The organism is Brachybacterium sp. p3-SID957, assembly GCF_025144775.1.
Taxonomy (GTDB): domain Bacteria; phylum Actinomycetota; class Actinomycetes; order Actinomycetales; family Dermabacteraceae; genus Brachybacterium; species Brachybacterium epidermidis.
This window is the reverse complement of record NZ_JALXKT010000086.1, coordinates 1-11,377: the sequence shown is the minus strand read 5'-3', so window position 1 is coordinate 11,377 and position 11,377 is coordinate 1. Positions and strand designations below refer to the sequence as shown.

General features: G+C 68.3%; 12 protein-coding genes. 6 read left to right on the top strand and 6 right to left on the bottom strand.

From position 1 onward, the window contains the following. Positions 1–47 precede the first annotated feature (47 nt). From M3B01_RS13815 to M3B01_RS13800, 4 genes are all read left to right on the top strand, one after another. Positions 48–776 carry an ABC transporter ATP-binding protein gene (locus tag M3B01_RS13815; protein WP_259793022.1) on the top strand — a complete coding sequence of 243 codons (729 nt, stop codon included), beginning with the start codon at positions 48–50 and terminating at the stop codon, positions 774–776. A gap of 1 nt (position 777) precedes the next feature. Further along, positions 778–1,977, top strand: a complete 1,200-nt coding sequence (locus tag M3B01_RS13810; RefSeq protein ID WP_259793021.1) for an ABC transporter permease — start codon at positions 778–780, stop codon at positions 1,975–1,977. Positions 1,978–2,010: 33 nt separating this feature from the next. Then, positions 2,011–2,682 carry a response regulator transcription factor gene (locus tag M3B01_RS13805; RefSeq protein WP_259793020.1) on the top strand — a complete coding sequence of 224 codons (672 nt, stop codon included), beginning with the start codon at positions 2,011–2,013 and terminating at the stop codon, positions 2,680–2,682. A 70-nt stretch (positions 2,683–2,752) separates the two neighbouring features. Next, positions 2,753–3,985: a HAMP domain-containing sensor histidine kinase gene (locus M3B01_RS13800; protein ID WP_259793019.1), complete on the top strand. Its 1,233-nt coding sequence runs from the start codon at positions 2,753–2,755 to the stop codon at positions 3,983–3,985. Between the two features lie 54 nt (positions 3,986–4,039). Here M3B01_RS13800 and M3B01_RS13795 read toward each other — a convergent pair whose 3' ends face one another. The 6 genes from M3B01_RS13795 to M3B01_RS13770 all read right to left on the bottom strand — a co-directional run bounded on the left by M3B01_RS13795 (position 4,040) and on the right by M3B01_RS13770 (position 9,074). Continuing rightward, a complete protein-coding gene (locus tag M3B01_RS13795; RefSeq protein ID WP_193866300.1) occupies positions 4,040–4,378 on the bottom strand; it encodes a metal-sulfur cluster assembly factor in 339 nt (112 codons plus the stop codon). Positions 4,379–4,391: 13 nt separating this feature from the next. Beyond that, positions 4,392–5,150, bottom strand: coding sequence for a Fe-S cluster assembly ATPase SufC (sufC, locus tag M3B01_RS13790; RefSeq protein ID WP_259793017.1), 759 nt, complete (start codon positions 5,148–5,150; stop codon positions 4,392–4,394). 63 nt (positions 5,151–5,213) lie between these two features. Next, positions 5,214–5,552, bottom strand: a complete 339-nt coding sequence (locus M3B01_RS13785) for a non-heme iron oxygenase ferredoxin subunit (RefSeq protein WP_259793016.1) — start codon at positions 5,550–5,552, stop codon at positions 5,214–5,216. Next, complete coding sequence (gene sufD / locus M3B01_RS13780; RefSeq protein ID WP_259793014.1) at positions 5,552–6,901, bottom strand: Fe-S cluster assembly protein SufD; 1,350 nt, start codon at positions 6,899–6,901, stop codon at positions 5,552–5,554. Before sufD ends, M3B01_RS13785 begins: the two co-directional genes overlap by 1 nt. Continuing rightward, positions 6,901–8,328: a Fe-S cluster assembly protein SufB gene (gene sufB, locus M3B01_RS13775; RefSeq protein ID WP_259793012.1), complete on the bottom strand. Its 1,428-nt coding sequence runs from the start codon at positions 8,326–8,328 to the stop codon at positions 6,901–6,903. Before sufB ends, sufD begins: the two co-directional genes overlap by 1 nt. Then, entirely contained in the window at positions 8,325–9,074 is a 750-nt protein-coding gene (locus M3B01_RS13770) for a metalloregulator ArsR/SmtB family transcription factor (RefSeq protein WP_259793010.1), read from the bottom strand. Before M3B01_RS13770 ends, sufB begins: the two co-directional genes overlap by 4 nt. A 286-nt stretch (positions 9,075–9,360) precedes the next feature. On the opposite strand from M3B01_RS13770, the gene M3B01_RS13765 reads away from it, so the two are divergent. Both M3B01_RS13765 and M3B01_RS13760 read left to right on the top strand, forming a co-directional pair. Continuing rightward, a complete protein-coding gene (locus M3B01_RS13765) occupies positions 9,361–10,419 on the top strand; it encodes a glutathione S-transferase family protein (protein WP_259793008.1) in 1,059 nt (352 codons plus the stop codon). A gap of 105 nt (positions 10,420–10,524) precedes the next feature. Then, a partial coding sequence (locus M3B01_RS13760) for an ABC transporter ATP-binding protein (protein WP_259793006.1) occupies positions 10,525–11,377 on the top strand: 853 nt, incomplete at its 3' end.

Sequence of the window (11,377 nt, the reverse complement as noted above, 5' to 3'; positions counted from 1 at the left end):
GTGGTCACGACCTTACCGAACAAGGCCGCACTAAGGATGGTGCACCAGTGAGCGCCCCGGCTCCGCTGCTGTCCCTTCGCGAGGTCTCGCGCAGCTATGGCTCTCCTCCCACCACGGCGCTCGATGCGGTGAGCTTCGATGTCCACTCCGGTGAGCGGGTCGCGATCATCGGTCCGAGCGGCTCGGGGAAGACCACCCTGCTGAACCTCATCGGCACCCTCGATCGGGCAACCAGCGGGGAGGTGATGCTGGCCGGGCAACGCATCTCCCAGGCCGATGATGCGCAGATGTCCGCGTTGCGCGCATTTCTCATCGGCTTCGTGTTCCAGCAGTACCACCTGGACGAGTCGCAGACGGCGGTCGACAATGTCGCCTCCGGTCTGCTGTACCGGGGACTACCTCGCCACGAACGGCGAGAACGTGCGCAGGAGGCGCTGGCGCGTGTGGGGCTGTCCGAGCGCGCCGGCCACACTCCGAAGCAGCTCTCCGGAGGGCAGCGGCAACGGGTGGCGATAGCGCGAGCCGTCGTCGGCAATCCGCCCCTGCTGCTGGCCGATGAGCCGACCGGGGCACTGGACTCCCGGTCCGGAACCCAGGTGATGAGCATCCTCGAGAGCCTCAACGAGGCCGGCACCACTGTGCTGGTCATCACCCATGACCGGGATGTCGCAGCACGTTTCCCGCGCCAGATCGCCATCCGCGATGGAGTCGTCGAATCCGACTCCGGACCGGTGTGGCGCGACGAATCCCGCCCGGCCCTGCAGAAAGTGACATGACGTGAGTGCATCCACCCCCACACACACCTCCCGGCTGCGCGGCATCGATCTGTTGCGCCTTGGCTGGCATGGTGTACGCGCGCACCCGGCCCGAGCGGCTCTGTCAGCTCTCGGGATTGCCATTGGCATCGCTGCGATGATCTCGGTGATCGGGGTCTCTCTGTCCAGCCAGGCCAAGGTGCAGGAGCAGCTGGCGGCACTGGGCACCAACATGCTGACAGTCTCACCGGGCGAGTCGTTCAGCGGTGAGAAGACCGCGCTGCCGGTCGACTCGGAGGAGCGGCTGCGCCGCATCGACGGGGTCGAGCAGGTCAGCTCGGTGGCGGAGCTCGAGGGAGTGCGGGCCTACCGCAATTCCCACATCGACCCCGCGCAGACGAACGGGCTCACCGTTGCGGCCGCTGGCGATCAGCTGCTAGAAGTGACCTCGACCGAGCTGCGCAACGGCTCCTGGTTCAACCAGGCCACCGCGCAGTACCCCACCACGGTTCTCGGTGCCACTGCCGCCGAACGCCTCGGGATCACCACGCCCGGCTCGCATATCACGATCAACGGGGTCAGCTACACGGTGCTAGGGATCCTCAAACCCTCAGCCCTGGCCCCACAGCTGAACACCTCCGTATTGGTCGGCGGTGAGCATGCGGCACAGCAGCTGGAGTTCTCTGGTTCGCCCACTACGCTGTTCGAGCGTTCGGCGGATGAGGCCGTCGCCCAGGTGCGCGATCTGATTCCCTCGACCCTCAACGCTCAGCGGCCCAATGAGGTCAGCGTCAGCCGGCCCTCCGACACTCTGGCGGCGCAGAACGCCATCGACACGGTGTTCACCGGTCTGCTGGTGGGCGTCGGGTCGATCGCCCTGCTGGTCGGCGGTATCGGGGTCGCGAACATCATGGTCATCACCGTAATGGAGCGGCGGCGGGAGATCGGCCTGCGCCGGGCTCTCGGTGCGACCCGCTCGCACATCCGCAAGCAGTTCATGATTGAATCCGTGCTGCTGGCGACCTATGGCGGCATCGCCGGAATCGTCCTGGGCGGGGCGTGCACCCTCACCGTCTCGCTGAGTAATGGCTGGACGCCGACGATACCGCCGCTGGTACCGCTGCTCGGGATCGTCGTGACCATCCTGGTGGGCGCGATCGCCGGGGTGCTGCCCGCGATGAGAGCGGCGAACACCTCGCCTACAGCGGCGCTCAGCACATGAACGGACCCATCACATCCACCCTCGGAGCAGACTGTGCGAGTACTGATCGTTGAAGACCAAGAGTATCTGGCTGAAGCGATCCGAGAGGGCCTTGCCCTGTCCGCTATCCCCGCCGATATCGCTCCGGATGGCGAAGCGGCGCTGGAGGCGGTCGAGACCTTCGAGTACGACGTGATGTTGCTGGACCGGGATATTCCCGGAGTGCACGGTGATGAGGTGTGTCGCCAGCTGGATCAGGATGCTGACCGGCCGGCGATCCTCATGCTCACCGCGGCCGGGAGGGTTCACGAGAAAGTGGATGGGCTCTCCTTGGGGGCCGATGATTATCTGGCCAAGCCCTTCGACTTCGAGGAGCTGGTCGCGCGAGTGCGCGCCCTGGGCCGTCGGCGTTTCACTCCGCGCCCCGCTTGCCATCAGGCGAGCGGGGTGAGGTTGGATCCGTTCCGGCATGAGGTCACCCGCAACGGACGGCCGGTCCGGCTGAGCCCCAAGCAGTTCGCGGTGCTCGAGGCGCTCATCCGTGAACCGGGCCGAGTGGTGAGCGCCGAGCAGCTCCTCATGGAGGCCTGGGATGAGAACGCCAACCCGTTCACCCAGTCCGTGAAGGTCACGATCAGTGCGCTACGCCGCAAGCTGGGTGAGCCCTGGGTGATCCGCACGGTACCCGGCTTCGGGTACAAGATCGACCCCGATGACGCGGTGTGAGAAGAGGAGCTCCTTGCCCTGCCGCGCGCATCCGGCGCAGCGGGCGATGAGACGAAGAACCAGGAAAGTGATGTCTGACAAGCGCTCCGAGAAGCTTCGGCCACAGCACCGTTTCAGCGCCCGCACTCGATTGGCATTCTCCTACGCAGTGCTGGTCATCACCTGCGGCGCGGTGCTGTTGACGGTGCTGGTCACCTATCTGGGCCTGGGACCGGAATACGCCTTCGGCCCGGTGGAGACCGACGCCGACGGGGAATCGGTCATCATCGTGCCGGAGAATCCGGAGGACCTGGGTGGCAGCTTCTCGGTCGAGGTCAAGAGCAGAGAGGACCTCATCGCTCTCTTGATCACCGTCTCAGCGCTCGTACTCGTGTTGCTCGCGGCGCTCAGCTCTCGGGCCGCATGGTGGCTGGCCGGGCGGATGCTACGGCCGCTGGCCCAGATCAATGAGGCCGCGCAGATCGCGGCCCGTGGACGGCTGGATCACCGTATCGGCCTGAGCGGGCCGCGTGATGAGATTGTCAGCCTTGCGCAGACCTTCGATGCAATGCTCGACAGCCTGCAACGCTACAACGAGGCACAGCGTCGGTTTGCGGCGAACGCGTCCCATGAGCTGCGTACTCCGCTGGCCGCCACCCGGACGATCCTCGATGTAGCGCTCGCGAAGCCGGACCCGGTGGATCGGGACGTGCTTGAGCGACTGCTTCAGCTCAACGAGCGCAGCGCCCGCACCGTGGAGTCACTGCTGGACCTGGCGGAAGCCGAAGCGGGGCAACAGGAGACCACCACGGTGGACCTCTCGGAGGTGGTCGGCGAAGTGCTCGAACACTTCGCGCCCAAGGCCCGGGAGAGAGGGCTGCGCCTCGAGCTCGATCTCCGCCCGGCGACCATATTGGGTGATGAGCGGTTGTTGCTGCAGATGGTGCAGAACCTGACGGAAAATGCCATCCGGCATAACCGCGAAGGTGGGCTGATCGCAATGCGCACCGAAACGGTGGGCTTTCCGCAGGGGGAACTACGCTCCCGCCTGCGCATCGAAAGCGCCGGAGAGATGATCGATCCAGAGGTGGTCGCCAGCCTCACCGAGCCGTTCCGCACTGCGGGCGGTCGCACCGCGGGGAACAGCCGTGGCCTGGGCCTCGCGATCGTCGCCTCGATCGTGGAGGTTTCGCAGGGCACGCTCGACCTCGCTGCCCGGCCGGACGGTGGGCTGATCGTGACGGTCTCGCTTCCGCATGTCGAGCAGGAATCGGAGGCGGACATGGGTGCGCAGGACGGCTCCCGCGCGCCAGAGTCCCCGTGAAAGCACAGGCCCCCTGTCCGCCGCGGGGGCGGTCAGGGGGCCGTCGGCTTCGGATCAGAGGTTGAACCCGATCGCGCGCAGCTGCTCGCGGCCGTCCTCGGTGATCTTCTCCATGCCCCACGGCGGCATCCACACCCAGTTGATCCGGTGGGACTCGGTGATGGGGTCCAGAGCCGCGAAGGTCTGCTCCTCGAGCAGGTCCGTCAGCGGGCAGGCGGCCGAGGTGAGGGTCATGTCCACCACGGCGTTGCCCTCCTCGACGGTGATGCCGTAGACCAGGCCCAGGTCGACGACGTTGATCCCCAGCTCGGGATCGATCACATCCTTCATCGCCTCCCAAACCTGCTCAGCGGTCGCGTGCTCGGAGGCACCGGGTGCGCTGGTCTCTGTCATGGCTCCTCCGTGGTCACGCGGTGGGGGTGAGGTAGCGGTCGTAGCCCTCGGACTCGAGGCGCTCGGCGAGCTCGGGGCCGCCCTGATCGGCGACCTTCCCGTCGACGAACACGTGCACGAAGTCGGGCTTCACGTACTGCAGGATGCGGGTGTAGTGCGTGATCAGCATGATGCCCACGTCGGTGTTCTCCTTGGCGCGGTTGACGCCCTCGGAGACGATGCGCAGCGCGTCCACGTCCAAGCCGGAGTCGGTCTCGTCGAGGATGGCGATCCCGGGCTTGAGCAGCTGCATCTGCAGGATCTCGTGGCGCTTCTTCTCGCCACCGGAGAAGCCCTCGTTGACGTTGCGCTCGGCGAAGGCGGGATCCATGCGGAGGTCCGCCATGGCGCCCTTCATGTCCTTCACCCAGGTGCGCAGCGCGGGGGCCTCGCCGTCGACGGCGGTCTTGGCGGTGCGCAGGAAGTTCGAGACGGTCACGCCGGGCACCTCGACGGGGTACTGCATGGCCAGGAAGAGGCCGGCGCGGGCGCGCTCGTCGACGCTCATCTCCAGCACGTCCTCGCCGTCCAGGGTGACCGAGCCGGAGGTGATCTCGTACTTGGGGTGGCCGGCGATCGCGTAGGCGAGGGTGGACTTGCCCGAGCCGTTGGGGCCCATGATGGCGTGGGTCTCGCCCGCCTTGATGGTCAGGTCCACGCCCTTGAGGATCTCCTTGGTGCCCTCGGGGGTCTCGACGGTGGCGTGGAGGTCCTTGATCTCCAGGATCGACATGCGGTGGTTCTCCTCAGCTGTGCGGCCAGGCGCTTCGACCTGGCGTTCGTTGTACGGGGACGTTCAGGGGGCGAGGGTCGCGGTCGGGTCGACCGAGATCTCGCCGGTGGTCTCGTCCACCCGCACCGGGTGCACCGGCACGGGGAGGACGGCGGGCAGCTGCAGCGGACGGCCGGTGCGCAGATCGAACTGGCTGCCGTGCTTCCAGCACTCCAGGGTGCAGCCCTCGACGTCCCCGTCGGAGAGGGGGACGTCCTCGTGGGAGCACCGATCCTCGATGGCGTGGACGCCTCCGTCCTCGTCGCGCACCAGGGCGATCTCCACCCCGCCGGCGACGACGTCGATCGCCTCGCCGGGGGCGAGCTGATCGAGGGTGGCGACGGGGATGAAGGCGTCGGGCATCAGTTCATGCTCCGCTCGAGCTCGTTCTCGATCGACTCGAAGAGGTGCTCGCGGATCTCGGGGACGTCGATCTGCTGGATGAGCTCGGCGAAGAAGCCCCGCACGACCAGGCGGCGGGCCTCCTTCTCCGGGATGCCGCGGGCCATGAGGTAGAACAGCTGCTCGTCGTCGAAGCGACCCGTGGCGGCGGCGTGGCCGGCGCCCTCGATCTCCCCGGTCTCGATCTCGAGGTTCGGCACCGAGTCCGCGCGGGCGCCCTCGGTGAGCACCAGGTTGCGGTTCAGCTCGTAGGTGGTGGTGCCCTCGGCCTGCTTGCGGATCAGAACGTCACCCACCCACACGGAGCGGGCCTTGGCCCCCTGCAGCGCGCCCTTGTAGGCGACGTTGGAGGTGCAGTTCGGCGCGGCGTGGTCGACGAACAGGCGGTGCTCGAGGAACTGATCGGCATCGGAGAAGTACAGTCCCAGGTTCTCCAGCTCGCCGCCGGGGGCGGCCAGCTCACCGATGACGTCCACGCGCACGCCGCTGCCACCCAGGGAGACCACGATGTGCTTGAGCTTCGCGTCGCGGCCCACGCGGGCGTGGTGGCGGGCGATGTGCAGCGCATCGTCGTCCCAGTCCTGCAGGGCGATGACGGTCATCTGCGAGTTGTCGCCGACGACCATCTCCACGTTCTGCGCGTACTGGGCGCTGCCGGTGTGGTTCAGCACGAAGGTGGCCGAGGAGGACTCCTCGGTCTCCAGCACGATGTGGGCGTTGCCGCGGCGGTCGGCACCGCTGCCCGTGATCGCGACCCGGAAGGGCTCTGCCACGTCGGCGCCCTTAGGGGCCACCAGGTGCAGGGCCTGCTCGCAGCGGGCGGAGGCCACGGCGCTGGTGAGGTCCTCGGGCACCAGCACGGTGCCGCGGGGGGCCTGGCCGGGGGCCAGGTTCGCGACATCGGGAGCACCCTGCGGGATCTCCACCTGGTAGTCCAGGGCCGGGTCGCCCTCGCGGTCGTCGGTGGCGACGTCCTCGAACAGCGGCGCGAAGCGGCGCAGCGGGGTGAAGCGCCACTCCTCGACCTTGGAGGTGGGAACCTCGTGGTCGGCCAGCTCGAAGGAGCGCTTGCGGTCGCCGCGGTTGGCGGCGCCGTGCGCGGCGGACTTCTCGCCCTCCTGGCCGGTCATGGTCAGGCCCTCGGACTCCAGCTCGGCACCGCTCGCGCGCGCGTCGCGGGCGTCGGACTCGTGCAGGACGTCCTGGGCGGAGACCGGCGCGGCGCCGGCCGCGTTGCCCGCGGCCTCGTTCGCCCTCGGGTCCCCGGCGCTCTCGGCACCCTTCACATCGGTGACATCGGACGAGGTCATCAGCCGACTGCTCCTTCCATCTGCAGTTCGATCAGGCGGTTCAGCTCGAGGGCGTACTCCATGGGCAGCTCGCGCGCGATCGGCTCGATGAAGCCGCGCACGATCATCGCCATCGCCTCGGTCTCCTCCATGCCGCGGCTCATCAGGTAGAAGAGCTGCTCCTCGGAGACCTTGGAGACGGTGGCCTCGTGGCCCATCTGGACGTCGTCGACGCGCACGTCCACGTACGGGTAGGTGTCGGTGCGGGAGATCTGGTCCACCAGCAGCGCATCGCACAGCACGGTGGAGGCCGAGTGCTCGGCGCCCGGCATCACCTGCACCAGGCCCCGGTAGGAGCTGCGCCCGCCACCGCGCGAGACCGACTTGGAGACGATCGAGCTGGAGGTGTGCGGCGCCATGTGCACCATCTTGGAGCCGGTGTCCTGGTGCTGGCCCTGACCGGCGAAGGCGATCGAGAGGGTCTCACCGCGAGCGTGCTCGCCCATCAGCCACACGGCCGGGTACTTCATGGTGACCTTGGAGCCGATGTTGCCGTCGACCCACTCCATGGTGCCGCCCTGCTCCACCGTGGTGCGCTTGGTGACCAGGTTGTACACGTTGTTCGACCAGTTCTGGATGGTCGTGTACCGCACGCGGGCGTCCTTCTTCACCACGATCTCGACCACGGCCGAGTGCAGGGAGTCGGACTTGTAGATCGGGGCGGTGCAGCCCTCGACGTAGTGCACGTACGAGCCCTCGTCCGCGATGATCAGCGTGCGCTCGAACTGACCCATGTTCTCGGTGTTGATCCGGAAGTAGGCCTGCAGCGGGATCTCCACGTGCACGCCCTTGGGGACGTACACGAAGGAGCCGCCGGACCACACGGCGGTGTTCAGCGCAGAGAACTTGTTGTCACCGGCGGGGATCACGGTGCCGAAGTACTCCTGGAAGATCTCCGGATACTCGCGCAGACCGGTGTCGGTGTCCACGAAGATGACGCCCTGCTCCTCCAGGTCCTCGCGGATCTGGTGGTAGACGACCTCGGACTCGTACTGCGCGGCGACACCGGCGACCAGGCGCTGCTTCTCGGCCTCGGGGATGCCGAGGCGGTCGTAGGTCTCCTTGATGTCCTCCGGCAGCTCTTCCCACGAGGTCACCTGCTTCTCGGTGGAGCGCACGAAGTACTTGATGGTGTCGAAGGCGATGCCGGAGAGATCCGGGCCCCAGGTCGGCATCGGCTTCTTGTCGAAGAGCTTGAGGGCCTTCAGGCGGCGCTCGAGCATCCACTCCGGCTCGTCCTTCAAGCGGGAGATGTCACGGACGACCTCCTCGCTCAGACCTCGGCGGGCGCTGGCGCCGGCCGAGTCCTCGTCGTGCCATCCGTAGGCGTAGTTGCCGATGGACGCGATGATCTCGTCCTGGCTGAGCTGCTCTGGTGCGCTCGTCATGGTGTCCTTCCCTCGGTGAGCGGAATGTGGGTCGTGCAGGCATGTGCTCCCTGGGCCAGCGTGGCCAGACGCTGGACCGGGGCTCCGACGATGCGGGAGATGACGCGGGTCTCGGCCTCGCACAGCTCCGGGTGCCCGGACGCGACGTCCAGGACCGGGCAGTGCCCGTGGCACAGCTGCGCCGTCATGAGCGTACGCGGGCGGGAGCGACCTCGTGCACCGGCTGTCGGCAGGGGGACCGTGAGCGGGCGCACGGTGGTGGCGTAGCCGCGGGAGGTGAGCAGCTCCGCGAGCAGCTCGACCCGGCGCGCGACGGTCACCCGTTCGCCCTGCGCGATCCTATCGGCCACCAGGGCCTCCAGCTCGCTCTCCCAGTCGGCCACGCGGCGATCGGCCAGGCGCCGCACGGCATCGGTGCCTCCCTCTCGCGCGAGCTCCTCCATGGCCAGCACGGCGAGCTGGTCGTACCCGCCGGGCAGCGACTCGTGCGCGGAGGCCGAGAGCACGAACGCCTTGGAGGGGCGGCCGCGCCCGCGGCGGGCCACAGGGGCCTCGTGCTCGGCGATGACGTCGTCGGCCAGCAGCGCCGCCAGGTGCCGACGCACGGCCGCACTGGTGAGACCGAAGCGCTCGGCCAGCTGACGCGCGGTGACCGGACCGTGGGTCGAGATGGCCTCGATCAGCCGCTCACGGGTGTCGCGGAGATCCGGGTCGGCGGGTCGCTGGTCGCTGTCGATGTGGTCCACGCGCTCCTCCTCCCTCGCACGCCCGCCGCGAATCGGGCACGCGCGCCTCGCGTCTGTTTCACTCGTGCGTATTTCACAAGCATCTGCTTGCATAAACCGTATCGCATCGTCGACCTCGATGCGGGACCGTCGGGGACTGATCCGAGTGACGATCTCCACCCCTCTTGAGCTTACTTCATTTTTCAATCATAATGGTGCCGACGGTCCCTCGGCGGTGGATCCCTCACACGGCGGATCACCATCAGGGCGGAACCCGACACCCGTCCCACGACAGGAGAAGCACGCCATGAGCACGCAGGAGACCAACGAGCACGACCGAAAGGGCAGCTACGTCCGCAAGGGCGAGTCCTTCGACCGGGACATGAACTACATCCCCACCCGCATCACCAAGGACGGCGAGGACGGCTACCCCGTCGAGGCCGGCCGCTACCGCCTGGTGGTCTCCCGCGCCTGCCCCTGGGCCAACCGCACCATCATCGTGCGCCGCCTGCTGGGCCTGGAGGATGCCCTGTCCATGGGCATCGCCGGCCCCACCCACGACAAGCGCTCCTGGACCTTCGACCTCGACGAGGGCGGCAAGGACCCGGTGCTCGGCATCGAGCGCCTGCAGGAGGCCTACTTCAAGCGCATCCCCGACTACCCCCGCGGCATCACCGTGCCCGCCATCGTGGACACCCGCGACGGCGCCGTGGTCACCAACGACTTCGGACAGATCACGCTGGACATGAGCAGCCAGTGGACCGAGTTCCAGCGGGAGGGCGCACCGGACCTCTACCCGCAGCACCTGCGCGCCGAGATCGACGAGCTGAACGACTGGATGCTGCACCGGGTCAACAACGGCGTGTACAAGGTGGGCTTCGCCGGGTCGCAGGAGGCCTACGAGAAGGAGTACCACCTGCTGTGGGAGGCGCTGGACGAGCTGGAGGAGCGCCTGTCCACCCGCCGCTACCTCATGGGCCCGTCGATCACCGAGGCCGATGTACGGCTGTTCCCCACCCTGGTGCGCTTCGACGTCGCCTACCACGGCCACTTCAAGGCCAATCGGCAGACCCTCGCCACCATGCCCAACCTGTGGAACTACCTCAAGGACCTGTTCCAGACCCCGGGCTTCGGCGACACCGTGGACTTCCAGCACATCAAGGAGCACTACTACTACGTGCACACCGACATCAACCCCACCCAGATCGTGCCGCTGGGCCCGGACATCAGCCACATCCTGGAGCCGCACGACCGCGATCGCTTCGAGACCGACACCTGGGGTCCCGGTGGCACCGCCCCCGAGCCCCCGCTGGCCTCCGAGGTGGTGGAGCCGGAGCACACCCCGCTGCACCTCCAGGGGCGCTGAGGCCGCTCCTGTCGATGCACGGGTGACCTACGAGCGCGTGCCCCGGCCGAGGCCGGGCGTCCGCTTTTCACCGGGGCGCCCGGCCCCGCCTACCATGGGGGCGCCATGCACAACGACACGCCCGCCCTCGTCGCCGAGGACTTGACGCTCTCCTACGGCCCCGTCCGGGCCCTGGACGGGCTCGATCTGCGGGCCGAGCACGGGGCCGTCACCGCCGTGCTGGGCCCGAACGGCGCCGGGAAGACCACCGCCATCTCCTGCGCCACGGGCCTGCTGCGACCGGACGGCGGCTCGGTCCGGGTGCTGGGCGAGGATCCCTGGCGCGCCGGCCCCGGGCACCGCGCCCGCGTCGGCGTGATGATCCAGGACGGCGGGCTCACCTCCGGTGCACCGGCCCTGACCCTGCTTCGCTATGGGGCGAGCCTGCACGCCGATCCGCTGGACGTGGACGAGGTGGCCCAGCACCTGGGCATCGACGAGTTCGGCGGCACCCTGGTGCGGCGGCTCTCCGGCGGGCAACGGCAGCGCCTGGCCCTTGCCCTGGCGATCATCGGCCGGCCTGACCTGGTGTTCCTGGACGAGCCGACAGCGGGCATGGACCCGTCGATCCGCCGCCGGGTGCGCACCCTCATCAAAGGACTCGCCCGCACCGGCACCGCCGTCGTGCTCACCACCCACCTCATGGACGACGTGGCCGGGCTCGCCGATTCGGTGTGCGTGATCGCCCGCGGCAGGGCCCTGGCCTCGGGCTCCGTGGACGAGGTCATCAGCGACCATCAGGCGGGCCGGGGGGCCGCCTGCCTGCAGGCCACCCTGCGTGACATCGAACCCGGATCGCTCGATGCCCTCACCGCTGACCTGCAGTCCCTGGCCGCGAAGCACGGGGCCCGACTCGAGCTAGGCGCCGGCGGTGCGGCGGACCTCGAGAGCGTCCTGCTGGACCTGATGGAGGAGGACG

What these genes read in the sequence shown, in the direction of transcription:
- M3B01_RS13795 (WP_193866300.1), bottom strand. Translation starts at nt 4,378, where the DNA reads ATGACAGAGACCAGCGCACCCGGTGCCTCCGAGCACGCGACCGCTGAG.
- M3B01_RS13765 (WP_259793008.1), top strand. Translation starts at nt 9,361, where the DNA reads ATGAGCACGCAGGAGACCAACGAGCACGACCGAAAGGGCAGCTACGTC.
- sufB (WP_259793012.1), bottom strand. Translation starts at nt 8,328, where the DNA reads ATGACGAGCGCACCAGAGCAGCTCAGCCAGGACGAGATCATCGCGTCC.
- sufC (WP_259793017.1), bottom strand. Translation starts at nt 5,150, where the DNA reads ATGTCGATCCTGGAGATCAAGGACCTCCACGCCACCGTCGAGACCCCC.
- M3B01_RS13785 (WP_259793016.1), bottom strand. Translation starts at nt 5,552, where the DNA reads ATGCCCGACGCCTTCATCCCCGTCGCCACCCTCGATCAGCTCGCCCCC.
- sufD (WP_259793014.1), bottom strand. Translation starts at nt 6,901, where the DNA reads ATGACCTCGTCCGATGTCACCGATGTGAAGGGTGCCGAGAGCGCCGGG.
- M3B01_RS13800 (WP_259793019.1), top strand. Translation starts at nt 2,753, where the DNA reads ATGTCTGACAAGCGCTCCGAGAAGCTTCGGCCACAGCACCGTTTCAGC.